The 26,300-nt window shown below is 36.2% G+C and carries 26 protein-coding genes; 7 read left to right on the forward strand and 19 right to left on the reverse strand.

Translation table 11 applies throughout. The features are described from left to right. Positions 1-3: 3 nt before the first annotated feature. From L8T27_RS21085 to L8T27_RS21140, 11 genes are all read right to left on the reverse strand, one after another. Positions 4-186 (reverse strand): hypothetical protein, encoded by a 183-nt coding sequence (locus L8T27_RS21085; protein ID WP_237942801.1) that lies wholly within the window; start codon positions 184-186, stop codon positions 4-6. Then, complete coding sequence (locus tag L8T27_RS21090) at positions 179-1,096, reverse strand: penicillin-binding protein 2 (RefSeq protein WP_237942802.1); 918 nt, start codon at positions 1,094-1,096, stop codon at positions 179-181. The genes L8T27_RS21085 and L8T27_RS21090 overlap by 8 nt, the downstream gene beginning before the upstream one ends. Positions 1,097-1,202: 106 nt before the next feature. Further along, complete coding sequence (locus L8T27_RS21095) at positions 1,203-2,999, reverse strand: BlaR1 family beta-lactam sensor/signal transducer (RefSeq protein WP_237942803.1); 1,797 nt, start codon at positions 2,997-2,999, stop codon at positions 1,203-1,205. Further along, positions 2,999-3,391, reverse strand: a complete 393-nt coding sequence (locus tag L8T27_RS21100) for a BlaI/MecI/CopY family transcriptional regulator (protein WP_237942804.1) — start codon at positions 3,389-3,391, stop codon at positions 2,999-3,001. Before L8T27_RS21100 ends, L8T27_RS21095 begins: the two co-directional genes overlap by 1 nt. An 87-nt stretch (positions 3,392-3,478) precedes the next feature. After that, positions 3,479-5,518, reverse strand: a complete 2,040-nt coding sequence (pbp4, locus tag L8T27_RS21105) for a penicillin-binding protein PBP4(5) (RefSeq protein WP_237942805.1) — start codon at positions 5,516-5,518, stop codon at positions 3,479-3,481. A 213-nt stretch (positions 5,519-5,731) separates the two neighbouring features. After that, positions 5,732-7,198, reverse strand: coding sequence for a DHA2 family efflux MFS transporter permease subunit (locus L8T27_RS21110; protein WP_237942806.1), 1,467 nt, complete (start codon positions 7,196-7,198; stop codon positions 5,732-5,734). A 912-nt stretch (positions 7,199-8,110) separates the two neighbouring features. Continuing rightward, a complete protein-coding gene (locus L8T27_RS21115; RefSeq protein WP_233315164.1) occupies positions 8,111-8,326 on the reverse strand; it encodes a hypothetical protein in 216 nt (71 codons plus the stop codon). A 435-nt stretch (positions 8,327-8,761) separates the two neighbouring features. Next, the gene (locus L8T27_RS21120) at positions 8,762-9,118 is read right to left on the reverse strand and encodes a hypothetical protein (protein ID WP_248574495.1); all 357 of its coding nucleotides are present in this window, start codon (positions 9,116-9,118) and stop codon (positions 8,762-8,764) included. 115 nt (positions 9,119-9,233) lie between these two features. Then, positions 9,234-10,862, reverse strand: a complete 1,629-nt coding sequence (locus L8T27_RS21125) for a PAS domain S-box protein (RefSeq protein ID WP_237942809.1) — start codon at positions 10,860-10,862, stop codon at positions 9,234-9,236. Positions 10,863-11,015: 153 nt separating this feature from the next. After that, on the reverse strand, positions 11,016-11,903 hold the full coding sequence (locus L8T27_RS21130) for a glycerol kinase (protein ID WP_237942811.1): 888 nt from the start codon (positions 11,901-11,903) through the stop codon (positions 11,016-11,018). Positions 11,904-12,642: 739 nt separating this feature from the next. Further along, positions 12,643-13,605, reverse strand: a complete 963-nt coding sequence (locus L8T27_RS21140) for an HNH endonuclease (protein ID WP_237942812.1) — start codon at positions 13,603-13,605, stop codon at positions 12,643-12,645. 608 nt (positions 13,606-14,213) lie between these two features. On the opposite strand from L8T27_RS21140, the gene L8T27_RS21145 reads away from it, so the two are divergent. The 3 genes from L8T27_RS21145 to L8T27_RS21155 all read left to right on the forward strand — a co-directional run bounded on the left by L8T27_RS21145 (position 14,214) and on the right by L8T27_RS21155 (position 16,897). Continuing rightward, positions 14,214-15,095 (forward strand): LysR family transcriptional regulator, encoded by an 882-nt coding sequence (locus L8T27_RS21145; protein WP_237942813.1) that lies wholly within the window; start codon positions 14,214-14,216, stop codon positions 15,093-15,095. 150 nt (positions 15,096-15,245) lie between these two features. After that, positions 15,246-16,076: a sulfite exporter TauE/SafE family protein gene (locus L8T27_RS21150; RefSeq protein ID WP_237942814.1), complete on the forward strand. Its 831-nt coding sequence runs from the start codon at positions 15,246-15,248 to the stop codon at positions 16,074-16,076. A gap of 674 nt (positions 16,077-16,750) precedes the next feature. Continuing rightward, positions 16,751-16,897: a BH0509 family protein gene (locus L8T27_RS21155; RefSeq protein ID WP_233315152.1), complete on the forward strand. Its 147-nt coding sequence runs from the start codon at positions 16,751-16,753 to the stop codon at positions 16,895-16,897. A 195-nt stretch (positions 16,898-17,092) separates the two neighbouring features. On the opposite strand, the gene L8T27_RS28965 is transcribed toward L8T27_RS21155, so the two are convergent. Both L8T27_RS28965 and L8T27_RS21160 read right to left on the reverse strand, forming a co-directional pair. Beyond that, on the reverse strand, positions 17,093-17,350 hold the full coding sequence (locus L8T27_RS28965) for a DUF3953 domain-containing protein (protein WP_481858869.1): 258 nt from the start codon (positions 17,348-17,350) through the stop codon (positions 17,093-17,095). Positions 17,351-17,590: 240 nt separating this feature from the next. Next, positions 17,591-18,481 carry a DMT family transporter gene (locus tag L8T27_RS21160; RefSeq protein ID WP_237942815.1) on the reverse strand — a complete coding sequence of 297 codons (891 nt, stop codon included), beginning with the start codon at positions 18,479-18,481 and terminating at the stop codon, positions 17,591-17,593. A gap of 135 nt (positions 18,482-18,616) precedes the next feature. Between L8T27_RS21160 and L8T27_RS21165 the strand changes: the two genes are divergently transcribed. Beyond that, positions 18,617-19,309: an ArsR/SmtB family transcription factor gene (locus L8T27_RS21165; RefSeq protein ID WP_237942816.1), complete on the forward strand. Its 693-nt coding sequence runs from the start codon at positions 18,617-18,619 to the stop codon at positions 19,307-19,309. 88 nt (positions 19,310-19,397) lie between these two features. Here the strand turns inward: L8T27_RS21165 and L8T27_RS21170 are convergent, their stop codons facing one another. The 5 genes from L8T27_RS21170 to L8T27_RS21190 form a co-directional block, all read right to left on the reverse strand. Beyond that, positions 19,398-20,309, reverse strand: coding sequence for a PTS system mannose/fructose/sorbose family transporter subunit IID (locus L8T27_RS21170; protein WP_233315149.1), 912 nt, complete (start codon positions 20,307-20,309; stop codon positions 19,398-19,400). A gap of 18 nt (positions 20,310-20,327) precedes the next feature. After that, a complete protein-coding gene (locus tag L8T27_RS21175) occupies positions 20,328-21,134 on the reverse strand; it encodes a PTS mannose/fructose/sorbose transporter subunit IIC (protein WP_233315148.1) in 807 nt (268 codons plus the stop codon). A 32-nt stretch (positions 21,135-21,166) separates the two neighbouring features. After that, positions 21,167-22,141 carry a mannose/fructose/sorbose PTS transporter subunit IIA gene (locus L8T27_RS21180; RefSeq protein WP_237942817.1) on the reverse strand — a complete coding sequence of 325 codons (975 nt, stop codon included), beginning with the start codon at positions 22,139-22,141 and terminating at the stop codon, positions 21,167-21,169. Positions 22,142-22,631: 490 nt separating this feature from the next. Continuing rightward, positions 22,632-23,003: a DUF956 family protein gene (locus tag L8T27_RS21185; protein ID WP_237942818.1), complete on the reverse strand. Its 372-nt coding sequence runs from the start codon at positions 23,001-23,003 to the stop codon at positions 22,632-22,634. Positions 23,004-23,297: 294 nt separating this feature from the next. Then, the gene (locus L8T27_RS21190; RefSeq protein ID WP_248574496.1) at positions 23,298-23,468 is read right to left on the reverse strand and encodes a hypothetical protein; all 171 of its coding nucleotides are present in this window, start codon (positions 23,466-23,468) and stop codon (positions 23,298-23,300) included. A gap of 183 nt (positions 23,469-23,651) precedes the next feature. Between L8T27_RS21190 and L8T27_RS21195 the strand changes: the two genes are divergently transcribed. The 3 genes from L8T27_RS21195 (at position 23,652) to L8T27_RS28805 (ending at position 25,268) form a co-directional block, all read left to right on the forward strand. Then, a complete protein-coding gene (locus L8T27_RS21195) occupies positions 23,652-24,167 on the forward strand; it encodes a DnaA N-terminal domain-containing protein (protein ID WP_233315145.1) in 516 nt (171 codons plus the stop codon). 121 nt (positions 24,168-24,288) lie between these two features. Next, positions 24,289-24,855 (forward strand): hypothetical protein, encoded by a 567-nt coding sequence (locus tag L8T27_RS21200; RefSeq protein ID WP_237942822.1) that lies wholly within the window; start codon positions 24,289-24,291, stop codon positions 24,853-24,855. Positions 24,856-25,136: 281 nt separating this feature from the next. Further along, on the forward strand, positions 25,137-25,268 hold the full coding sequence (locus L8T27_RS28805) for a hypothetical protein (RefSeq protein ID WP_267913346.1): 132 nt from the start codon (positions 25,137-25,139) through the stop codon (positions 25,266-25,268). 56 nt (positions 25,269-25,324) lie between these two features. Here the strand turns inward: L8T27_RS28805 and L8T27_RS21205 are convergent, their stop codons facing one another. Beyond that, positions 25,325-26,290: a 2-hydroxyacid dehydrogenase gene (locus L8T27_RS21205; protein ID WP_233315144.1), complete on the reverse strand. Its 966-nt coding sequence runs from the start codon at positions 26,288-26,290 to the stop codon at positions 25,325-25,327. Positions 26,291-26,300 lie beyond the last annotated feature (10 nt).

A 26,300-nucleotide genomic window follows, 5' to 3' on the forward strand; every position in this document is an offset into this window, starting at 1 on the left:
TCCTTACATTGCGAGAATCCGGCCAGTTTTCGGCTCCATTGCCACAACGAAAGCTGTGTCGAGAAGATTGGTATGCGGCTTTTGAATGGATGCGATTAACTCTTCTTGCATAATTTTTTCCACTTGTGCCTGGAATTCCATATCTATCGTCAGCACGAGATCATTGCCGCTTTTTCCTTTAGACACAATCTCTGAGTCTATGATTTCTCCGTTTCTGTTCGTAATCGTATTTACGATTTTTTTTTTGGCCTTGCAGCACACTATCGTAAAGCTCTTCGAAATAGCTTTTGCCGACCCGATCATTCCGTTCATACCCTTTAGCTGTATAGTAGTCTAGTTTATCTGCGGGAAGACCTTCATCTGTACTCGTTACCTCACCAAGCATATTAATAAAGGTGTTTCCGAAGTTGTGCGCTCTCTTCCAATCTGTCGTTACATCAATTCCCGGCAGTTTTTCAAGTGTTTCAGCTGCTATTGCATATTCTTCATTTGTTACCTTTTCGTTTTTTAGCACAGTTTTTGAGAATGCTGGCGCTGTCGACAGCTTACGGTATATGGCTGCTAAATTTTTATCAATCGTTTGCAGCTCCTCTTCTTTAATACGCTCTAATTTTATTTTGTATAAATCCTTGTCTTTTACTTTCTCTTCTTCATATAATTTCTTTTCTGGCTCTGTAAGTAGCTCTTCACCATTGTCATGTTCTAGAAGCCATATATCTTTTAAGTCACGTGATGTTACTTTTTTTATGTCTTTATTATTCATTACAAGAAATCCGGCTATTTTTTTGGACCGTTCAAGCAGCTCTTCCGGTTGAGGATTTAGCGGCGGTGTAAAGGTGATTGTCTTTTCCGGAATATTATATACTACTAGTTTATGATTTGTATCATATATTTTTCCGCGTGGTACGGAGGAGCTAACAGGCGTAACTTCCGTTGCTTTCACTTGAGCGGCATATTCCTCACCACTCACAATTTGAATGATGCCAAGGCGCACGATAAGTACGAAAAACAATATAAACACGGCGAAAAAAAGACCAGTAAGTCTTAGCCGTAATTGATGATTTGCTTTTCTACTTTTTTTAGTTTTTTGCTTCAAAGTAATCTTACCTTTCCGTATTGGTATTCAGCAATTAAATACTACAAATGTAGTATTTAATGAAGAATAGACCCAAAAAGACTAGAAAATCTTTTTGGGTTACTTTTTAGTATAGTTTTTTATCCTTTAAGATTTGCTTGGCAATTTTCATCGCTTCGCTTCCGCTAGCTTCTTTTCCATTGTTTTGGATATTGACTGCAAAATAATAGCTATGCTTGCCTTTTTCTATGAAACCAACAAACCATCCATTAACATCTTGTTCGTTTATCGTGCCTGTTCCTGTTTTTCCATATAATTGGCTGTTATGATCGTCATCAAGTAACAACGTATCTTTAATTGTTTGAACATTTTCTGCTTTAAATCCAAGCTTATTTTCTGATAGTCCATGTAATAACTGCACTTGTTCAATTGGTGATATTTTCAGCGTAGATTCCATCCAATAGTTTTCCAAATCACCTGAAATATCCTTATTCCCATAATTTATCTTATCAAAATAAGCATGCAGCTGCTGTCTGCCTAGCTCTTTATCCAGGTTTTGAAAATACCAATTGACTGAATTTCGCATGGCAGAGGATAAGTTATGGTCTTTATCCCATTCTTTATACGGGTTCTGTTGTCCATTCCACTTCTGTTCAGACTCCAGATTAGATATAACGTTAGCTTCTAAAGCGAATAGCCCTGAATAAATCTTGTAGGTACTATCAGGTGAAACTCTCTTTTTGCTTCTTTCTTGGTTGTATATTTGATACTGTTCACTAGCTGCATCGTATAAAACAAAGCTGCCTTTGTAGCCTTCGAAATAACTACTTAAATCTTCATACGTAGTATTTTTTCCGTTAAAATGAAACACATCATTTGAAGTAGCCAATACTGTTGTCAGTGGCGTTATGCAGAGCACTAATACACTTAAAAACAGATAAACTGCTTTACTTTTCCATTTTAACAAGCTGGATTCTTTCGAAAAGCTGGCAATATGCAGGATTCTTTGTTTGATTTGTTTTTTTGTTCCGCCGATACCTGAAGCAAACAATTCAAAAGACTTCCCTTGTTTGTTACCTGCAAAGTGAATGATCGTATGGCCGTATTCTAGATAGCCCGCCTCATCCAATAGATTTAGAACAGAATCATCACAAGCTAATTCGCGGTCCATTCGCAGCCTTTTTTGGGAATACCATACTAGTGGATTAAACCAATATACGATTTGTAAAATCCACATTAGATAATTAACCAGCATATCTTTGTTGCGATGATGTGTCAGCTCATGCAGAAATACATATTTCATTTCCTTGATGGTGAAAGCTTCCTGCATGTTTGTTGGCACAAGAATATACGGCTGTAAGACTCCAAACGTAATCGGCGTTGTAATAAGACCAGTCTCTTTGAGGATTATTTTTCTTTTAATCCCTACGGCCTGTTTGCACTCTTCCAACAGCTCATTGACTCTAGTATTGTTAATCGTAACAGCAGATTTTTTCAACCTGCTAATTTGATAGTTTGAATAAAAAAAGAATCCAAGGCAAACTATCATGCCGATCATCCAGACAGCAAATAAACTGTCATGGACGATTGCTGGAGTTGTATTGTTAACTGAAATAGAAAAATCACGCATTATTTCCGTATCAGCTTCTTGAGAAGCGGTTGCGCCACTTATTGCTTCACCATGAGACATTGTTTTGTCCGAAAACGTCAGCAAGCTCTGAAGTGATTGCAGTCCTTCACTTAACCCGAAAAATTTCCATGGCAAGACGGATGCTAGGAGCGGCACAAACAGAAATAGCCAAATACGATAATGCGCTTTTACTGAGAGATGTTTGGTTAATAATTTTTTTAGCAAGAGAATAGTGCAAATAAGAAGGGATACCGCAATCGTACTAAGCAATAGCTGTTGTATGACGACATCCATTATTTATCGCCTCCATTTTTCTCCCTCATTGCTAAGATTTGCTTTAATTCTGAAATGTCTTCATTGGACAATTTATCATTTTCGATAAAATTTAATACCATCGAATTTAAGGTACCGCCGAAGAACTGATTAAGAAAGTTATCGCTTTTTTGCTCAATATATTCGTGCTTTTCAACGAGTGAAGTATAAAGAAAAACTCTTCCGCTTTTTTTGGCCTGCAATGCCTTTTTCTTTACAAGCCGAGCCAGCATCGTATGGATTGTGTTCGGCTTCCAGTCAAAATCTTTAGCGGACAACTTCTCCACTACCTCTGGTGTCGAAATTGGCTCATATTTCCAAACTATATTCATCACTTCATATTCTGCTTCTGATATTTGGGGACTTTTACTCACAACGAAACCTCCTACTTTTACATCTGTAGTATTTATTATAGCATGAAGGCTTCGTTGCTTAAAGCATCGTTCTCATTTAACTTCCCCTTACTGCATCCCAAAATAGGCATACAGCTTTTCGATTAATGATTTATTCAGTTGGGTGGCTGAGCTTCCTTTTGTATAATTCTCTACAAGGGAAAGCATCAGAAAATTATCTTGCTCTGTATCAAAGGCGAGCAAAAAGCTGTTTTCATTGCCATTTTCGCCTTGTTTCGATTTTAATTCTGCTGTTCCCGTTTTTGCAGCTAGCTGATATTGTGGGTTATAAAGCAGATGTGCGGTACCATTTGGATTGCTTACCACTTCTTTTAAGCTTCTTACCATTTCTGCCGCTGTTGAACTTAAAATAGCTTCTTTTGTTTTGGTACTGCCATTATCTGCGAGTAATGTCGGATAAACTATTTTCCCTTCATTCTGAAAAACAGTGTACATGACAGCCTGTTGAATAGGATTAATCAATAATTCACCTTGACCATAAGCCGTATCTGCCAGAAGGATATCCGATTTAAATGTTTTTTCACTAGAAATCTGTGCTGGATTCATGGCTATTGGCAATTCTAACTCTTCGCCGAAAATAAACTTACTTAACCCATTTCTAAACACGTCTTCTCCCATTTCCAGTCCCTCTTGCGCAAAATAAATATTATCAGAATAAATTAATGCCTTGTGCATATCTACATTTTGCACATCGGAAACGCGGGTAACGGAATAGCCTCCCCAGCTTCCATCCTTTTGCCAGCTCAATCCATTTATTTGTCGGAGCTTATCTGGATAAGTGACATTAGCATCAAGGCCAATACTGGCGGTTATTGTTTTGAATGTTGAGCCAGGTGCATAGCCAACCGCAAATCGGGAAATAAATGGTTTATCCTCGTCCTTTGCATAGAAATCATAGTCCTGTTGAGAAATGCCTTGAACCATTTTATTAGGATCATAGGACGGAGAACTTACTAAAGCATATAGCCCGCCTGCTTTCGGGTTCATGACAACAGTTGAGCCTGCTTTGCCAGCAAATTGTTTAAATGCTTCTGATTGTATGTAAGAATCAATTGTCAGCTGAATATCTTCTCCATCTGCTTTTTCTACTTGTTGAATGACTTGCTTCTTTTCGCCATTTGCAGCAACAATTGATATCTCTCCACCGTCCTTGCCACGCAATTGCTTATCAAAGGCCATTTCCAAGCCAGCTTTTCCAATCATATCTCCATCAGCTAAACGGGGATTTTTATCGATATCTTCTTTCGTTACTTTTCCGATATAACCAATTAAATTCGCGGCCGCTTCTTTCAAAGGATAATACCGCAGTTTAATAGTTTGATAGGACACTCCTGTCACTTGTTTCGCTTTACTTGCTTCCATTGTTTTCATCGGAACAAATAAATCATCTTTGACCCAGCTTTGATCTAGTTTTTTATTTATTTCTTCTAGCGATAGATCAAATTGTTCGCTTATATTTTGAAGATTATCCTCTTTTTCCTGTCCTTCGCCTAAATCCTTCGGAACAATTCCCATCGACTTAAAGTTTTCATTGATTGCCAAGCCATTCCCTAGATGATCTTGAATCTCTCCTCGTTCTGCTTTAAAGTATTGATATGCTATTTTATCTTTGCCTTCCATGCCAGGGAAAATTAACGAAGGTTCCCACTTCACTACATAATTATCATCCGACTTAATTATTTCTGTTTTATATTTCAAATTCTCTAAACTTCCTAAAGGAGTTGTGAAGCTTAATTGATAAGACAATTCATAAAGATTGGTTTTCACCTTTTCTAATGAAATCTGTGAAGCATGTATATCCGTTATATTTAAACCATTGAATATACGATTATATTTATCTGTTACTTCTGCCAATGTATAATCTAACGATTTATATGATTGTTCATCGAGTACATTGTTTAACTTCTTATACTCCTTTTTTTCTAAAATTTGAATATAACTTTTTGCTGCTCCTTCGAATGAAGCATAATCATTTTTGTTCAGTAATGTTAGAACTAAATAAATCCCCCCGATACTCAATAAAATGATTAAAAACGATAGTAAATAAGGTTTAAATCTCTTACGATTGTTTTCGACTCTACTATTCAAGCTCAATCACTTCTTTTCTTTTTTTATAATACTACAAACGTAGTAATTAATACAAAACTACATTTGTAGTATTTATGAAATTATAGCATAGATTATTCCAAAGGCAAATCAACTTAGGTAATTTTATAGATGGAAGTAGCATGCAATGGGCATGTACTACTTTCCGAAAAAATTAAAGAGCGTTGAGAATTCTCAACGCTCTAACGTATTATATTAAGCTTTCTTCTCTCCAGGCTTAGATCCTTTAATAAAGAAAGCCAACAAAAATGCAACAATTGTCAAGTAAGTGGCAATCATAAAGGCATCATTGATTCCCATGACTGTTCCTTCCTTCGCTGCTTGAGCCATGCCAAGCTTATCTGTCGGCAGTATGTTATGCAGCTTCATCCAGTCTTTAGCATGGTTTGTGCCTTGATCTGTCATGATTGATACGAAGAAGGCCATGCCGATTGCGCCAGCAACCATTCGGAATGTGTTAACCATAGCAGTTCCATATTTATTCAAGCTTAGACCTAAATCATTAAGTCCTGCAGTAAAGATTGGCATCATGATGAGAGACATACCGAACATTCTAATTGTATAAACCCATAGAATATAGGAATAACTTGTGTCTACTTCTAATCTTGTTAACGCAAATGTTGTCACCATTGTAATTGCCAATCCGATAATAGCAAGCCATTTTGCGCCATATTTATCGAACAGTTTACCTGTGATAGGAGACATGATCCCCATTACAATTCCGCCAGGCAACAGCATGAAGCCAGCTTCTAAAGCGCTGAAACCGTGGATGTTTTGCATGTAAATCGGCATTAAAATCATTCCAGAGAACATGGACATTGTAACAGCAACGTTGATGATTGTTGTTAATGTGAACAGCTTGTACTTGAAAATCCTGAACTCTAAGATTGGATGCTTAACAACAAGCTGACGCCATACGAACAGGATAAGGCTGATGCCGCCAATGATAAACATTGTTACTACTTCTGTTGAAGACCAACCCTTTGATCCAGCTGTTGAAAAAGCGTATAAAATTCCGCCAAATCCAATTGTTGAAAGAATAACTCCTAAGGAATCTAACTTTGGTCTGCTTGTTTGTGTGACATTTTTCACGAAGAAGATCGCAAGAATAAAGTCGATGAGAGCAATTGGAGCAATAATGTAAAAGATAACGCGCCAATTGTAGGATTCAATAATCCAGCCAGCCCATGTAGGACCAATTGCAGGAGCGAAGTTCATTGCCACACCGAAGATACCCATGGCAAATCCGCGTCTATTTAGTGGGAAAATAGTGAAAATCACATTCGTAATTAATGGGAATAAAATACCCGCACCGATTGCTTGTACTACCCGTCCAACAAGCATGATTGGGAACGTGCCAGCCATTGCACAGATTAATGTACCAACAGCAAATACTCCTATTGAAAATAAAAATAATTGCCTTGTCGTAAATCTCTCCATCAAAAAGGCAGTAACCGGAATAACGATACCATTCGTTAACAAAAATATCGTACTTAACCAGTTCGCTTGCACTGCATCAATTTTAAAATGAGACATAATATCAGGCAACGCTACATTTATAACCGTCTGATTTAAAAATGCAACAAAAGCCCCTGCCAGCAGAACAGCAAATAGTGGTGTTGTACTAGAAGGTTTCGTTGCAGCTTTAGCAATAGTATTCAATTGTCTTTTCTCCTTTTATTTAGTTTTCCTTTATAAGTCAACAGAGAACGACTAGATAGTCAAATTCTAATATGCTCATAAAGAGAAATACTATACTAGTAGAATTAAAATTGGATTAAAAAAAAGTAAGTTTTTTATTAATCAGCTAAAATTCACTATGTTTCCTATTTTGTTTACCTGTTTTCTTAAGTATTAAAACCTTTCTTCATTTGAGGATATAGTAAAAAGCCTCTATCTTGAGTGATAGAAGCTATAGGATATGTTCCTCAATTAATTTTCACAGTTGGTTCCTTCTGTTTGTCCAAACTTTACAGCACCAACCAAAAGTTAGTATTTCTTTAGTATTGGTGTTAACAATAGGGACAGGTGGTAATATAGCAAAGCTGCTGCTAAGCAGCATACAATATACGGATACTCTTCTCGTAATACAAACTTATTATTATTCTCATTATAAATAATAACGTAAAAAAACCTAAAATTGCTCCTGCAATAGAGTATAAACCTATACCTATGCAATAATTCAACATTTTAGATGTGGAAGTGACCCTTAATAGCAGGTTATCAAGAAAAATCGAAGTAGGTACTGCTGCAATGAAATAAATAGGGCCAGCAATAAGAAAGAAAAAGAGGAAGATATCGAAAAAACTAAAATAAAGAACGTCCTCATTTTGATTCGCAACAGGAACGTAAGAAAACCAAGCGTAAAACAAACCGAATATAATGACAGATAGCGCTGCCGTTAAAAATCTGTACAACTTCCGTCCTCTCCCTCTGTAAAAATATGTTATATAGGATACGATACAGGGTCCATGAAAGTTTCATATGTCGTGTTATTATAGCTGCAAGTATGATAAATACATAAAAAAGATTAGGAGAATCTACCCTAACCTTCTGTTTAGATACGCAAAAAAGTTAGTACTGCCATAAATCCTGGTTGCGAAAAACATTGATAAAATGACCGAAATTATCATTAAAATGCGTTAGTTCAAAATCATAGGGTTTGTCTGTTTCCATGCTTTCTGTTGAATCAACTCTACCTCTTGGTTTAGTGAATCCAGCAATCACCATGCAAACAACAAAAATTAATACTACCCCTATCCACGTAATCTTTGGTTTACTTTCCTTCAATATGTATGCTCCTTTCTTGCTGCTTACCTGTACTAAAAAGTTATGACTGAAAGGGGAATTAATACTAATTAATAGTGAAATATCGATAAAAATACTCACAGTGGAGTTTTCTATTTTTTACAATATATTTACATAAAATTAATAAATACCCAATTATTAGTATATATGTAATCTTTTTCAACGTACATAGTCTATTCGAAATTTTTTTAAATAAAAAGCCTACTCCTTTGCCATTATGCTGAGAGTAGGCTTTTCTATGTTCCTAGTTTTTATTTCAACTATGATTATATAGGTAGTATTATTAACACTTAATCGACACACTCAAATCTTATGAACAATATTAGAAGAGATAACTCCTATGCTAAAAGGAACTCTAAAATAAATGTTAAAACAATTTTTGAGGTTTATGGTATTTATTCTGCAATGTTTTGAACTTTAAGGAGATTCTTCATCCCTTGGCGCCCTCTCTAATAAATGCTCTCTATTTTCGTTGTCTCTAACAATAATAAATTGGTCTGTACCTTTAACCGAGTAAATTTTTGATCCAACTTTGAAATAATTTGACTGGTTATTTTCCGGCATTACATCTGCTGGCGTCTTTTTTTCAACCTCACCTAACATTTCTCCGATTTTAATATTGTCATCCCAGACCGTTTCACTTCCATTATATTCTTTGTTATTGGCTACAACTATCATTGCATAATAAACATTGCTTTTTGCTTGATTACATGCCCCTAATAGCAAAACTATAAAAATGATTATAAGGACTGACGCTTTTTTCAGTAGGATCACCTCACCTAATATAACATATTGAATATTTCAGATTATTTAGCATAAATATGTACGTTCGATTCCTTTCTTCAAATAAGAAAAAGACATTTTAGAAAAGCTAAAATGTCCCTACTCTTTAATCTATGCTAATCGGGAGCAAAATCTCCACTTCTGTACCTTCATTAACCTCACTTGCATAACGGATTTTTCCTTTATGTGCCTGAACAATCCGGTAACTGACCGTTAACCCTAAGCCTGTTCCTTTTTCTTTTGCTGAATAAAATGGTTCTCCGAGTCGTTTGATTCTGTCCTTTTCTATTCCGCAGCCATCGTCCTTTACTTTTATTCGGATGAAGCCGTCTTTTGTATTTTTCATGGTGATGTTTACTTTGTTGGAATCTGCTTCGATTGAATTTTTAATAATGTTAATGAACAGCTGTTTTAATTGGTTTGGCTCACAATCTATTTCTGGGAGTGCGCCTAGTACTTCTAATTTTGTTTCTACTCCATACAGATTTGATTGAGATTCAAGCAATCCAAATACAGAGCTCATAATGCTTTCTACTCTTGCTTTTTCATATGCCAGTTCTTGTGGTTTTGCTAGTAATAATAGCTCACTAACGATATCGTTAATTCGGTCGATTTCATCTAAGACAATTTGATGAAAGGTTTTGTCTGATGGTTTGTTATCTGATTTCATTAGCTGAATAAATCCGCGTATGGAGGTAAGTGGATTTCTGATTTCATGGGCAACACTTGCTGCCAATTCACCAGCGACAGACAGCTTTTCTGCTTTGCGGAGCATCGCTTCCGTTTCTTTTATTGCGGTAACATCTCTGCCATAACCTATAACACCGACGATTTCGCCGTCCAACATCATCGGAAAAGTAGTACAGGATATATCACTGATACTGCCATCTCTTTTTTTGATTTTTGTTTCTTTTGTAGATGATTTGCCTTGAAGAACATGAGATAATAATGAGTTCCTGAGAAGTTCTTGAAATTCGTCTGTAACTAAGCTGACGATTTCTTTGCCAATAAACTCTTCTGCGCTGTAGCCTGTTATTTTCTCAAACTGGCGATTTACATTCACTACTTTTCCGTCTAAATCAAGGACATACACCATATCCGGGTTATTTTCAAAGAGGGACTGATATTGCTGCTTTGTTGTGCTCAAGTCCTTTTCTGTCATTAGATGATCTGTAATATCACGGCCAATTATTACTAATGAATGGCGGCTTCCATCATCATTGAAATTAGGGACTTTTATTGTATCAAATGTTCTCGTTTCCCCATTAGGAAGTGAGAGATATTCTAAATGCCGCGTAACTTTGCCAGACTTCCATGCTTCTTCGTCTGATTGTTCAATGCTAACAAGTGCATCATGATAAAAGTCTGTAAACTTCGCCATTTCGGAATCCGTTTTCCCTCTAAAATCGAGACCTTCTAGCTGAAAAAACTTCAAACCAGCTTCATTTACCTCAAGCCACCGGCCGTCTCCGTCTTTAAACTTCACAAAATCAACCATTGAATTAATCAGCGTTTGCAGCTGTTTTTTCTCTTCTGTTACGGTTTCGAATTCCTCTTTTCTGACAATGAGGACATAAATAAGAATACTAGTAAAACAAACATATAAAATTCCTTTTAATTTTTGCAGAAACAGCATAGTCGATTTACTGTCGACAAAATTTAGTAAATAATCTGTTCCGAAGATCCATAGTAAACTGACTACTATATATAAATAAAGAAAATTCTTTTTTGACATTGTATTTCTCCTTAATTACATCAATAGCCCTATTTTACTATAATTGGAGTACTAATTGACATGGATTAAATATCCATTTTTAAGAGATGAATATGGATATTTAAAATGCAGACAAAAAAACAGCCAACTTTTTTTGTGGCTGCCATTTTAAGGTTAGTATGCCTGAATACCAAACTTCAACAATTTTTTAGGTAAAATATCATCTAGGTTCTGGATATCAGCGTCGTTTAATTCAATCAAGTTAAATTCGTATTTTTTATAGACCCTTAGTTTTTCTGATTTTCTATGTAAGTACCTTGGATCATTCTCAAGTCCCCAGTATTCTATATAGACTTTACCTACTGGCAAATAAAAATCACAATATACATCTTCTTCAACAGGGAGTTTTCTTTCATATGCATGTACAATCTCAGACATATATAGCCAGTTATCTATTAACATTTCTGCTCTGGATCGTACATAATGACCATCAGCACTTCTGTGTGTTGCTTCAAACTTTTCACGGAACCCTATTGTTTCTTTTTCTTGAACTTCATTTTTTTCTTCGATTGAATCTCCTTTTGCCTCTTTCAAAGCATTAATAATCCTGCTTCTTGTTAGAATACTAGATTTCCAACAGACATAGGGAACCCCTGTCTTATCATATTCTAATTGTTTTCCTCCCACTAATTTACCTAATGGAGTTACAGTCCATCCTTTAACTGACTTTTGAACTAAACCCAATTCAGATAAAATGGGGTTTATTCTAAATTTTGATATTCCAAAATGCTTTCCTAGTGCAGTAGAAGTCAGCAAGTTTTTTTCTTCTTCTTTAGAAGTGAAGATTTTATCCTGCTTAAATTCCTCAGTCCATGCAATATAACTCCCATAACGAGGATGGCTCTTTATTACTCCACCCTTATTTTTACCTAATTCAGTTAATAACCAGTTATCATCCAGTCTTCTTACTAGGCCGTTATCTGATAACAGCTTAAATACCTCTTTAGCTGGTAACTGTAACTCTTTTGAAAGAGCAGTGGTAGATAAATATTTAATGTCCATCTCGACTCTCCTATCTTTATTCTAAAGAATAACTTTTGGTTTCATCGGTCCTATCAGTGTATATTTAATTTTAATTATATATAAAGCAAAACATAGGTAGTAATCCTTATAACATAAATTCTAAATCATACGAATTCATTATCAATAGCTATAATCAACTAAATCATCTAGGAAAATCATACCATATAATGAAATGAAAGAGTATATCTTATCCTATAAATGTAAAAAATTAAAAATTTTCCAAGGTTCCTAGAATAACACTTCTAATATCCTCTTATCTCAGCATGCTCTATAAATTGATTAAAATTCAGAAACCCGAAAGAGTCAACTAAGGGATCAACTAAATCCCCTCTCCAGCTCATCTGAATTCTTACATCTTTTAAAAGTAAGCAATGAACAGGCATATATATAAGAATCTAAATGAAAATTCACTTAGCTCTTAATACAGACCTCCCTTTATACAAAACTAGTATCGCAATAAGAAGCACACCCATAAATGCTGGCATAGCATGCCCTATTGCTACATAGATTTGCCCTCCAATGAAAGGGCCGGTTATTCTTGCTAAAAATTGAATTCATTGACTTACACCTATAACCCTGCCTTGTTCACTAGCATGAGTCTTTCCACCCGTGTCATGCTGCATTAACCATATTATAGTGAACTTTTTGTTTCTTTTTTAACAATATCAAAAAAAGGGATTTGAAACGGAGATTTCGCGTTTCAAATCCCTTTCTTAAATTATCCTAAATCCCCGCTTTCCATTTCCTCTTTAACATCTATTGCTTTGCTCCATACATTCCGCTTATGCCACTTAAAATACACTTTATTCTCCGGATTCAGCTTAATCTTCTTCTTCGTTAATAAGCTATATTTCAAGTAGTCCTCCTCCTTTATTTCAGGAGATATATGCAATCTTCCTTGCCCATCAAATGCTATTTTGCCGTTTTCGTATAATGCATCATGATTGCAGCAAAGCAGTAAGCCGTTATATGGATCAATTCGCTCTTCGTTCGTGCTGTCTTTCCATGGCTTAGAGCGGCTTGCTCGCAGCAGTTCTGGAAGGTCTATATCACAAAGGGCACACTTACAGCCCCACAGTTGCAACAAATCTTTTTTGAATCGTTGCTGACCTAGTCTGATTTTTGTTTTAACCTCTGACTCTGTTTCGGCAATTACTGGAATCAAAGTATTATGTTCTGTTACTTTAATATAATCCATGGATAATTCCAATTGCTCTGTATCAATTAAATAGATGTTCAATTCACCGATTAACTCTAGTAGCTTGATTGCTAGTTCTTCGTTACATGGATATAAGTAGCCTGAGTTGCCGCTAGCATCCTCTTGAAATGGTGAATATTTTAAAGGTAGCACTGGGAGAATTTCCGCAAATTTCCCTTTTACATTAACTGATTTATCCAGCTCATAATACTCTAGCTCAACTAAGTAGCCTACTTCGTCATCAAAAAGGTCAGATTGTAAAACAAGAGGTCTTCTTGATTCGATGCAGTCCTCTTTAGCAATGCTGATAGCAACAATATTTCCTTTCACATAGTGAAAAATCCGGTCGCCCTTTTTAACTTCCTTCATTCTTTCCCAGGAATGTTCTGTATTGCCGCCCTTATCTATTTGAGGCGACCAAATGATTCCTAAATCCCTTACTTCATGATACTTGCTTCCTTGCATTACGATATATGTGTTCAAACTGCTTCCCCCTGTAACCCGCTTGCTGTGATTCTTATAATTCCGTTTAATTTTTTATTAATGCTTTATCTTTTTATTAAGATAATTGTTGGATGCGTATAATTTACTATCTATATTTAAGCTTTAGATGCATTTGATTCAGATGATATTTAGTTCTTCATTACTACTTAAATTATATCATAAGTATCGACATTAACGGCTCTCTAAAACACTGCAATTCGACTTATTATGACAAGTTTTTAAATCATTGCATTTTTGAAGTCACCATAGTATGCCGCTAAATAGAATTTTAGCTGTTAAACTGACCTTTTTCAAAAATGAATCTTTATTAATAAGTGTTGAATTATCAATGCATACACAATAGTGTCTATATATAGTGACTATCCTATTGATTGCTATCGTTTTTTCAAGATTTTCGTCAATTTTTTTTAGTTTATTTCTGTTGAATATTATCCTTTGGAGACTATATTAAGTCCCTAACTAGTCTCTGTTGTTTGCATATGAAAAAGCAAACACATAAGCTCTTCCATAGAGAAAATGATACAATTCACTATATAAACTATTGGATATTGACTATAAAGTCGTTCATTTATATTGGAGGTTGTGATGTGAACATAGACAGCTTAAAAATGTTTTGCCTCGTTGTTGAGGAAGGTACAATCAGCCAAGCAGCCCGCCTAAGCTTTGTTACACAGCCTGCTGTGACAAGGCAGATTAGACAACTCGAAGAAATCTATCAAGCACAGCTGTTTGAGAGAAACGCTGGAAAATTGACCTTATCAAAAGCAGGTGAAATTCTTTATCCATATGCAAAAGAGATGGTCGAGTATTCTAAGCTTTCTTTTGAGGCTATCCAGGAATTGACTGGGAATGAGGAAATCGTTTTAAATATTGGAGCCAGCTCCACAATTGGTGAATACCTATTGCCAGGATTATTAGGACAATTCAGCAAGAGTTATCCTGACTTGAAATTCAGTCTTTCGATCGGAAACACACCTACGGTTTTAGCTAAACTTGAAAATAACGAAATCGATATTGCTTTTGTTGAAGGTGCGGTTGATAACGATAGCTTAATTCGAGAGAAGTTTGCGGATGATGAGCTTATCCTTGTAACCTCTCCTGCCCATCCTTGGAGCAATAAAGAGCAAATAGGTATTCAGGAATTGCTTGATGAAAAAATGATTTGGAGAGAAATTGGTTCAGGTACACGCGTGATTGTTGAGTCTGCATTAGCTGAACATGGCATACTTGAAAAGATTAAAAGTGCAATGGAGCTGGGTAGCTATCAATCAATTAAAAGTGCGGTAGAAGCAGACTTAGGTGTCAGCATACTCCCAAAGTTAACGGTTACCAGGGAGATCCAATACGGAACATTGCATGAAGTTAAAATAAGCAATTTCCTGATTTCCCGAGATTTATGGATGGTGCAAAAATCTCACCGCTTTAAAAAGTCCGGGTTAAAATACTTCATTCAATATATTCGCCATTAATTTTTTGCAGGGTGCTTCTAGGAAGCACCTGCTTTTTTTAGGTTGTCCGTCATGGGTATAACAGTTGCTTATAGGATATAAAATTATTCAAATATACAATAACTCATTCCTTTGATAGCCTTAATGTATAAGGGTTAGGAGGAAAGTATCTTGGACATTTATATTTGTATTTTACTGGTTATCGTTGGCATTATTGCTGGAGGCTACGGCACAATAGTTGGGTCTGGCGGCGGCTTTATCTTTGTACCTGCTCTTCTGCTCATATTCCATATGGATCCAAAACTTGCAGCCGGCTCTGGTCTAGTGATTGTGTTAATTAACTCTCTCTCAGGAGTTGTTGGATATGCAAAACAAAAACGAATTTCTTATCATACAGGCTTAACACTTAGCGCAGGCGCAATTCCTGGTTCCCTACTCGGAGTTTGGCTCCTGCAAATCTACTCATCCAGCTATTTTTATGTCATATTCGCAACAGTTTTAGTTGCTTTAGGGATTTTCCTATTTGCTAAAAATCCCCCATTTGCGAGCTTAAAAAAGAAAAAGCGGCTATTAAGCAAAGAAGGCAGTGGTGAAGATGAAGTAGCTGCTGCAGTTGAGAAAACTCCTGATTTTAAGGAGACTGCATGTCTGCCATTAGTCTCTATTCTCCCAATCGGGTTTTTTATGGGCATCCTTTCAAGCTACTTAGGAATTGGGGGCGGCTGGCTGCTAGTTCCAATATTGATTTACGCCTTTAAATTGCCAACACATATTGCTACAGCAACATCTATCTTCTCCTTAACCATTTATTCTCTAGTCGGTGTTTTTTCGCAATGGTTCTACAGCAGTATTGATTGGAACACAGTCTTATGGGGCAGTATTGGCGTAATTATCGGTTCACAGATCGGTGTGCTGCTGTCGAGAAAAATTCCAGGCACGGTGATTTTGCAAATGCTGTCTGTGCTGTTGATTATAATTGGTTTTCGGATGTATTTAAGTTGAACATTCTTCGTTCCTAAAGGAGAAGTATTGATATTGCCATATTTCGTTATTAGAAGGTGACAATGAATAGTCACTTGTCTTTTTCAAACAATTATTATCTGTGTTTCAACTTAGATAAAAAACCTTTTATATCAAGGTTTATTTATAGTGTCTAAATATAGTCACTATTATGCTGCAGCCTGCTGAAAAATCTTAAGTATTTTGGTGATTTATTGAATATATAACTCATCTTTTTATAGTTTAGTCTCTATGATTGGTTACCCATAATGCAAACCAGAACGGCCTTTTCAAAATTACCGTCCTACTGTTTGATTATGGGCTAGGCTAAATTATTTAATGAATCTCGTAACTGGGCCCTCGAAACACCTCATTAACATGCCAATTCACAAAAGCCAAATTAGGGTCTGAATTGGTTGCCTGACAATGTTACCCTGAAATTGCATTAACCATTCTTCAAATCCATTCCCTTCTCACTAACGAACAAAGCTTAAGAAATACGGTCATGCTTAATAAAGAATGAAGATAAATAACATTTACGTATTATTTTTCGAAAAATCATCTAATTTTAATATTTGTTTAATCTCATATTGAGATATATAATAAACATATAAAGAAAACGTTTTCAACAACATTCAAAAACTTCGTTACTTCTCAAACTAAAGGGAGGATTTATAATGAGCCGAATCGAAAGAAATTCAAAAGTTCAAGAATTACTTGAGCAGCATTTATTCAATGAGAAAGAAACCGCCAAAATGACGGATTCACAGATTGAATATTATCACTGGCTCTATTTTGTTGATTCAGTTTATGATTATATGTAACAACCATATAAAATAATAAAAACCGGGAAAATCCTTAAGCCGATTTTCCCGGTTTGTTTTCGGTATTTTTTCCAAATGGTTTGTCTCAATCTCTTTCTTATCAAGAATCCCTTTATGTTTTCTGTTTACTAAAATGGCTGAAAATCCGGAATTACATTTGAATTAACCCACTATGTTTATTACATAATAAAATTATTAATTATACATAAACCCCTGGACAGCTACGTATAAAACAAAAAGCGATGTGCATAGATAAAAGATACCCCACCTAAAACTCTTCGTTCTTTTATATTCTCGCAATCCGATAATAATGACTATTGCACTCAGAAGTAGGAACGCTAATGGTTGCAAGGTGAAATTTTGGGTAACTACATTATAAATGCATATAACCATAACAATAGCCGTCAAAATCATTTGAAGTAATAATAATAGATTGAATTTTTTTCCTGCCATTTATCTACCTCCGCAATAATCACTTTTCCCTCTAAATATACGTATAAGGTTAGTAAATGTTTCATTAAGATAACTTGAGCAGAAATTGTTAACAATGTATTTATTTACTTCGTAAACTCGTATTTTCCATAGTCGTCGAATGGTTCCTTATTTATAAAGCAATAATGCCTTAATTATTTCATAAAAATAATCTTTCCACGTTTTATTTTCCATCTTTAAACGCTCCTCCTACATTTTGATTTATCGTAAGGGATAACTATTGCTGCTAACAATTTCTTTCTTAAAGTTGTTATTTACAAGATAAATTCCTAACAAAATGAATATTCCTCCACTTATAAGCGAATAAGAAATAACCTCCTGTAGCAATATATTCCCAGTTAAAACACCAAAAAATGGAGCTAAAAACAAATAAGAACTTGTTTTACCTGGATCTCCTTTTTGTAAGAGAAAATACCATACCGCAAATTGAACGATTGAAGACATGATACTTAACCATAAAAGAATTAATATCGAGTTTTTATTGATATAAAAGAAAGGATCTTCGAGTAAGAAACTTAAAAAGAGGAGTATTCCCCCACCAAATAGCATTTGATAGGCAGAAAGTGCCCATGTATCAAAATGCCTCCCCCACTTATTAACTAATAATGTTGAAATTGCCCAAAAAACAGCGGAGAAAGCTCCAAAAACTATGCCTATATTAAAATCCTTAATTCCGCCCAATATAATTCCAACACCAACAAATCCTAGGACAACACCGCTCCATTGATACCATCTGTAACGGTTACCCATAAAAATAGTCCCAAAAATAATTACTAATAAAGGATTCATAAAAGTTAGGATGGAAGATTCACTGGCTGTAATTGTTCTTAAGCTAATAAAAATACACCCCATTACGCCTGCTGTTTGTAGAGCTCCGATAATTAGGATTCTTCGCCAATTTCTATAACCACTAGGCTGCGGTCTTTTAAATTTCTTTACGATAACAGCCATAATAATGCCAGCAAGAACAAATCGTAACCCAGCCAATAATAAAGGACTTGAATAGCTTAAACCTATTTTACCGATGGCAAATGATGAGCCCATTAATGCAGTAGTCAAGATAATTAATATAAAAAAGTTGTATTTAGTCATTTGTTCAGACCCTCCCAAGCTTTTTTCTCCAAATTTAAAACCTTGCCCTCCCTTGTGATTACGTTTCTTTACTATTATTATAAGAGCTATATAATACGATGCTTATCGAAGTATGGATTACAGAGGTGTTAAAAATTGAGTATAAGTCCGAATATTACGGCCCTGACCGCTTTACTTACAGAGGAATCAAGAGCAACTATACTGGCAGGTTTAATGGATGGAAAGTACCATACAGCCAGCGAACTAGCATATATGGCCAAAATCACACCACAAACGGCCAGCTTCCACCTTGCAAAACTAGTCGAAAATAATCTTGTGACTACGGAAAAAAATGGACGTTTCAGATATTTTCGATTAGCAAATGAAGAAGTAGCGAATACACTTGAGATATTAATGTCTATCTCTCCACCACCAGAAATTCGTTCATTAAAACAATCAAGTCAATTAAAAAGGCTAGAAAATGCGAGAACCTGTTACGATCATCTAGCGGGACGCGTAAGTGTACAACTAACAAAAATAATGGAAGATGCAGGATACATAGAAAGAAGTGATAAACAATTCATCGTAACAGCAAAAGGAGAATCCTTTTTTCAAAAATTAGGATTAGATTTAGTAGGTTTATCTAAGAAACGCCGCTCTTTTTCACATGCATGTCTTGACTGGAGTGAACGTACTCATCATTTAGGAGGAGCATTAGGAAACGGTTTATTTGAGAGGTATATTAAATTAGGCTGGATTGAAGCAAAAGAGAATTCTCGGGAAATCATGATTACAGCGCGAGGGAAGTCTGGATTCAAAGAATTTTTTGGAATCGAGAATCTGCTTTAATTGAAGGATTTTAATTCATGATTTCTTTATAAAAAATAAAGCACTTCCTATTATAATCATTTCATCATAACAGGAAGTGCTATTTAAATTACATCAAGTGAATTAAATGGAATACGATACCAACTGCGAACAATCCAAGAATCATAACGATTGGAGAAACTTTCTTCTTCAGCAGCCACATGCAAAGAAGTGTTAACAGCAATCCTGCTAAACCAGGGATTAAGCTGTCTAAGTTGGCTTGTAAAGTTGTTACTTTAACTGGATCTAAGGAGAGACCAGCTGCTTGCTGCTCCAGCGCGGTTTTAATTCCTTCTGCTCCAGCAGGCAAGTTATCCCAGTCGATATAAGCACCTTCGTCTAATTCAACAGATGATACTGTTGGTGTGAATTGGACGGATACCCACCTGTTAACTAACGCTCCGAGGATGAACATCCCGAGTATAGAGGCACCTTTTGTAATACTTTGAAGTATTCCACCAGATAAGTCGTCTGTAATTTTGGAACCAGCTTTGTAGCCAAATTCTTGTGTATACCATGTGAATGCCATTCGAATGATATTCCATGCAAAGAAGTAAATAATTGGACCAAGGATGTTGCCAGTCAATGCCAGGGACGCTGCTAATGCACCAAGGATTGGTTTAATGGTAAACCAGAAAACTGGATCTCCTATACCTGCTAAAGGTCCCATCATTCCGACTTTAACACCTTGAATGGCTGTATCTTCAACAGGTGCACCGTTAGCACGTTCTTCTTCAAGTGCTAGTGTTACACCAATGATAGGTGAAGCAACATATGGGTGTGTATTAAAGAATTCTAAGTGACGTTTTAGTGCATCTGCACGATCTTCTTTTGTTTTATATAATTTTTTGATGGCAGGAATCATTGAAAATGCCCAACCGCCGTTTTGCATACGTTCGTAGTTCCAAGAACCTTGAAGGAAAGTGGAACGCCACCAAACAGAAATACGATCTCTTTTTGATAATCTCAATTCTTTTTCCATTGTTTATTCCCCTCCTTCTTAGTAATTATCGATAATATCGCCTAGTGGATCTCCATTGTTGGAATTTCCGCCGCCACCTGAGCCGCCTTGCTTAGAAAGTGCTAAGTAGATAAGTGCAAGAGCCACACCGATAGCTCCAAGACCGATAAGTGTGATTTGTGAAACTGTCGCTAATACGAAACCAATTGCGAAGAATGGCCATACTTCTTTCGTAGCCATCATGTTAATAACCATTGCATAACCAACTGCTACAACCATTCCCCCGCCGATTGCTAAGCCGCTTGTCAACCATGTTGGCATCGCTTCTAGCAATTCTCTAACAGGACCTGCTCCGATAGCTAAAATCAATACAGCAGGAATAGCAATACGTAAGCCCTGCATACAGATAGCTACGATATGCCACATTTCCACTTTTCTAATGTTTCCTTCTCTAGCTGCTGCATCCATCAAATGTACTAATGCTGTTGCAATTGTACGAACGATGATTGTTAGCAATAAACCTGCAACTGCAAGAGGAACAGCAATCGCGATTGCAGAGGACACGCCAGCTTCGCCCTGTCCACTTAAAACTAGTATAATTGCGGATGCCACAGATGCTAACGCAGCATCAGGTGCTACTGCAGCTCCAATGTTTGCCCAGCCTAAAGCGATCATTTGCAGGGTACCACCTAAAATAAGACATGGTACTAATTCTCCTGTAACTAAGCCGATTAACGTACAAGCAATGATAGGTTGGTGGAAGTGGAATTCATCCAAGATACCTTCTACACCAGCTAAAAATGCTACGATAATGACTAATATTATTTGAATCATATTTAAATCCATGTTATTAGTCCTCCCGTTCTTTCTATTTACGATTATTTTTGTTTATTTAATTCCTCTTGAGCCTTTTTAAGAATTTCATCCATATTGCCTTTTGAATCGTTCGGAACTTTCCGTACATCAAAGTTTAGGCCCGCTGCTTTCAGTTTAGCGAAAGTATGGATATCTTCCTGGCTAAAGGCCAAAACCTTATTCGGTTGAACCTTACCAGGTGAGTGTGCCATGGAACCAACGTTAATTGTCTTTAATGGAACACCGCCTTCAACCGCTCTAAGTGCATCTTGCGGGCTTTCAAACAGAAGTAATGCACGTTGACCGCCGAAATGTTGATCGTCTTTGGCAAGCTCGATCATTTTTTTGATTGGTACAACATGTGCCCTAACACCTGGAGGAGCAGCCTGCTGAATCAATTTCTTTCGAAGCTCATCCTTTGCCACTGCATCAGATACCACAATAATACGCGTAGGCTGTGTCGTTTTTGTCCATGCTGTTGCTACTTGGCCGTGAAGCAAACGAGAATCAATACGTGCTAACACATATTCAAATTTACCAGGCGCACCTGCATTTACAGGTTTTTGGGCAGCAGCTGCAGCAGTTGTGTCTGCTGGTTCTAAGCTTTCCGGTTTTACTTTAACCCCTTCTTTTGCTGTTCCTAAAATATGGGCAGCAATTTCATGGGCTGTGTTCATCGAGAAGCGTGATGCATATGCTTCAATTAACATCGGTAAGTTCATACCAGCAACGATTGCCCATTTGTCTTTGTGTTCATCAATCAAGCTGTTGGCTTGGTTGAATGGAGTTCCACCCCAAAGATCGACTAAGAATAATACTTCGTCTTGGTTGTCGAAAGAGGCGATTGCTTCTTTCATTTTTGCTTTGACATCACCAGGTCCTTCGCTCGGCATCAAAGTAACTGCTTTTACATTTTCTTGCTCTCCGAAGATCATTGCTCCAGATTGCATGATACCAGTGGCAAATTCACCGTGACTAGCAATGATAATTCCTACCATCTTTTTACCTCCTTTTATTAGTGTTACTGCTAAATAACATGGTGATTTAACCAAATATTATTCAGCTGTTTTTTTCAACTCATTTAAAGCGGTTACATTTTCGATATAAATAACAAAAAAGGCATGAGTAAAAAGTCGATTTTAAATGAGAATATAGGTATAGATTGCCCCTTAATCCTCAAAAAAATCAATACTTTTAACTCATGCCTGATCGAATCAGTAACACGTAAAAAATATGATAAATATCCAGTTTTATGTAAACGCTTTAAATTAATAGTTAAAAATTTGGATGCCTCTTTACTGAGCTTCCAAAGAAATTATAGCACACTAATATAACGCTTACAAGAAAGATTTTAAAAAAATTTAACGATTCTCACCAAGTATACTTGCAGCATGAATACATCCAGCCCTTCTGGCTGGTTTATTCAAACGGAATTGTAGACAACATAATCACTGTAATATAATTTTTCTGCCAAAATGGTAGGCAAAACTATTTTTTTACTTTACTCTTAAAACCCCGTTTAATAACATCAAAGAAACTTAAAGATTGGACCATATGGCTTGGATCTACGTAATTGCGAATGGCGCGCAAAACTTTTTTAGGCTCTTTGGAAGAAAATATATACTTCCCATTTAGTTTCGTTTGAACAGCATAACGAGGAATCCATTTCCCTTTGAACATAACTGATGCCGTTACAAAATCAACTTCATCCCAAGGTATTTGAATAAACTTCCGAGCATCACGACTGTTAAAGAATTCAAATCCCTTGTCGCCAATCATGATTTTTCCATATTCTGAAATCCCCATATGTGAGGTTGCATCACTAACTAAATCGACTTTTGTATTAATTGATTGGACCATTTTGTGTACTCCATTTCTAATATTAATTAACATTATTATACGTGTTTTTTTCATTTGTGCAAAAAAAATATGGTCTCAGCAAGGAACATTATCTTTAAAAATAATTGGAAAGTCCCTCTAACTTTAGGACATATTTTAACTAGTTTACAAATAGTGTCTTATTATAGACACTATTTGTACCCTTTAATAAAAAAGTCCCTCAAACACTATGTCTGATCAGCATTTCCTTGTTTTTATTACAATGTTTTTTTACTGCCAACGACAACCAACATATCCTGCTATAAAACTAGTAGTCTAGCAAGATAAAACATAGGCAGGAGCAGCGTAAAGCACCATTGCACCAAGGCTGTTCAGCCATCTGATCATAAATGGACGAATGTCATGCTCTTTCTCATCAACTTTGTCTGTGTTTTTCACTATTTTTTCAGCAAGACAGCTGCTGCAAATTTCCAATATTTTTACCACTTCGAGTGCCAAACTTCCTTTTAATTTTACATTAAAAAAATACTATCTTTCCTTGCTAAATCTTAATTTCTGCCTCTATCTATATCAAATTACCTCTATGATTTGCTAGGTCTATTTATATTTGTGCTCGCTGCTAAGTCATTTTATAATTTTTTTACACTCTTTCCATCTAAGGAGGCTACAATGGATACTTTAACAATGAAGGATATATACAAAACAATTGATAAGCAGCGAATTGAGATGGCATTACAAAAGGAAGACTTTAAAGGGGCATTTGTGTTATTCAAGTATTCTGAACTATCTTATGAAGAGTTTGGAGTTTTAGTTGAATCATTTATCGATTTTGATATAGAGGACCTTAGTACTTATCTAAAGCTAAAAGAGGAAATGAAGACTATGAAAAGGAATAATAGTCTGTCGCAGGAAGAAAATCAGAACGAAGAATACAATGCCCCTGCTAATCAAGAAATTTGGCAAAAAACATTGAATGATATCAAAGGGAAATTATCTGCTCCCTCTTTTCATACATGGCTCAAAGACACAACGATTGAAATGAAAGATTCGCAATATGTTCGCATATTTTGTCCAAATACCTTCGCACGTGATTGGTTAGAAGAACGATATGCAAGCTTGATTGCCAGCTCTCTTGAAAAAATAATGGGGATAAGGCCGTCATTAAGCTTTATTGTTACTAATTAAAGTATTGGTTCAATAGGAAAAAGGGAGGAATCAATACCATGACCGACGAAACATTTGGTTAAAACTGTAAAATAATCTATAATAATTGCATTAAGATTATACTAGAATGGGAGTGTATAAGTTGGGATTTTTTAATCGGTTTTTTAAGAAAGTCGAAGACGTTAACAAAGGAGAAGCTGCTGCAACAGAGCTTGAAGAAGAGTTTTACTTAGGCTCACCTGAAGAGGAAGCCATCAATTTTTGGGTGGAGATGGCGCAAAATATTATCTTAAATACTGTTAAGGCAGCAAACAATTCCGTGGAACGTGCCTTTATTTTAGTGGATATGAGAACACAACCATCTTTTGAAATTTTCTATCAGCTCGATGGGAAATTAGTAATGTGGGATGAGCTTGAAGATGCTAACATAAAGGATAAAATTAAGAATGAATTAATGCCGCAAGCAGCGTCTGTCGCCTCGGCAGTTAATGGCAATTTCGCACAGGCTGAACATTCTTTGATTGCTTTTGCTGAACTGCAATTCGAATCGGCGACGGGAGCATGGTTTTCCCATATCATTTGGGAAGATGATGCTAATGCAAAACTGGCAAAGGAAGAGATTGCAAGCAAATGGTTTGATTCCTTGAGTGCTGAAACAAAATCGCTTCCATTGGACAGTGATAGCAAGCTTTCATGGTATCCATCATAATAACGCTAGAAGCATATCTGATATGCTTCTTTTTTACGTATAACGCATATAGTGTTTATGAAGAGAAACGTCTGAAAGAAGATTGAACTATGATGTTCGGAGACTCTTCCTAATTGGGTTTGGTTATTCTATTATTTGTTTATTATCGCGACATTAGCTGCAGCTATTTATAATGCAATCCGTAAACGAAAAAGGGCTCTATCTGTTTTCACTGCAATTGTAACTTTAATCACACCATTTCTTTCTTTTTTATTCGCATTGCATTAGGCCGCAGTGATGGATTGAATGAATGGGAGTATATCGGTATTGGTTTGCAAGAGGGCTCTATATGGGCACTCACTGTAACAGCAGCACATTTAATGATTGTTGCTTGGTGGTTTTTCTTTTTTGTCAAAGATTTAATACTAGACTAAAGGAGTAATTCCACGTAAAAACCTCCACTTATTTCATAAATGGAGGTACACAGAATTTACATTTGAACAGGAGTTAAGGCTTCACCACCACCTAGTACGCTTACAACATTCTCGACAGCAAGCTGAGCCATGCTCATTCTTGTTTTGTAGCTTGCACTGCCAATATGAGGCAATGTCACCACATTATTTAAAGATAACAAGTGGTGATCAGCAGGTACTGGTTCAATTTCAAAGACGTCTAACCCAGCTGCCCAAATATCTCGATTCTTTAAAGCTTGATATAAAGCATCTTCATCGACCAGTCCGCCTCTCGCTGTATTGATGAGAATGGCAGTAGGCTTCATTAGGGACAATTCCTCTTTGCCAATCAGATGATGCACCTCAGTACTATATGGAATCATCAGACACACATAATCGGCTTTCTGCAATAAATCGTTTAATTCTGCATAGTGAATATCAAGCTCCTGTTCTTTGTCTTGCTTTCGGGAACGATTATAGTAAAGCACATTCATATCAAAGCCTTTTGCTCTTTTAACAAGCGCTTCGCCAATTCTTCCTAAGCCGATAATCCCTAATGTTGCACTATAAATATCTTGTCCGGTAAATTCCATTAAAGACCATGCGCCCCACTTTCCGTTACGCAAAGCTTCAGAAGCAGTTGTCACACCTCTAGCTGTCGCCATCAGCAAAGCAAATGTTAAATCTGCAGTTGTTTCTGTTAACACTCCAGGTGTGTTCGTAACCTGTATTCCCCTTTTTACCGCTGCTGCTATATCGATATTATTGTAGCCTACTGCGACATTGCTGATTATCTTTAGATGTGGAGCTCTGCCGATGACTTCTTCATCAATCTTATCTGTTAAGAGACAAATAAGAGCATCAATATCTTCTACTTCCTTAAGTAAAATATCCCTTGGCACGGGGATATTCTCTTCTTCCCACATTCTCACATGAAAATGAAGGGAAAGTGTATTAATTATGTCTTCTGGCAGTTTTCTAGTAATATATACAGTTTGTTTCAAGACAATCTCC

The sequence above is a fragment of the Niallia sp. Man26 genome (genome assembly GCF_022049065.2).
Taxonomy (GTDB): Bacteria; Bacillota; Bacilli; order Bacillales; family Cytobacillaceae; genus Niallia.

What these genes read in the sequence shown, in the direction of transcription:
- L8T27_RS21095 (WP_237942803.1), bottom strand. Translation starts at nt 2,999, where the DNA reads ATGGATGTCGTCATACAACAGCTATTGCTTAGTACGATTGCGGTATCC.
- L8T27_RS21125 (WP_237942809.1), bottom strand. Translation starts at nt 10,862, where the DNA reads ATGTCAAAAAAGAATTTTCTTTATTTATATATAGTAGTCAGTTTACTA.
- L8T27_RS21130 (WP_237942811.1), bottom strand. Translation starts at nt 11,903, where the DNA reads ATGGACATTAAATATTTATCTACCACTGCTCTTTCAAAAGAGTTACAG.
- L8T27_RS21155 (WP_233315152.1), top strand. Translation starts at nt 16,751, where the DNA reads ATGAGCCGAATCGAAAGAAATTCAAAAGTTCAAGAATTACTTGAGCAG.
- L8T27_RS28965 (WP_481858869.1), bottom strand. Translation starts at nt 17,350, where the DNA reads ATGGCAGGAAAAAAATTCAATCTATTATTATTACTTCAAATGATTTTG.
- L8T27_RS21160 (WP_237942815.1), bottom strand. Translation starts at nt 18,481, where the DNA reads ATGACTAAATACAACTTTTTTATATTAATTATCTTGACTACTGCATTA.
- L8T27_RS21170 (WP_233315149.1), bottom strand. Translation starts at nt 20,309, where the DNA reads ATGGAAAAAGAATTGAGATTATCAAAAAGAGATCGTATTTCTGTTTGG.
- L8T27_RS21175 (WP_233315148.1), bottom strand. Translation starts at nt 21,134, where the DNA reads ATGGATTTAAATATGATTCAAATAATATTAGTCATTATCGTAGCATTT.
- L8T27_RS21180 (WP_237942817.1), bottom strand. Translation starts at nt 22,141, where the DNA reads ATGGTAGGAATTATCATTGCTAGTCACGGTGAATTTGCCACTGGTATC.
- L8T27_RS21185 (WP_237942818.1), bottom strand. Translation starts at nt 23,003, where the DNA reads ATGGTCCAATCAATTAATACAAAAGTCGATTTAGTTAGTGATGCAACC.
- L8T27_RS21195 (WP_233315145.1), top strand. Translation starts at nt 23,652, where the DNA reads ATGGATACTTTAACAATGAAGGATATATACAAAACAATTGATAAGCAG.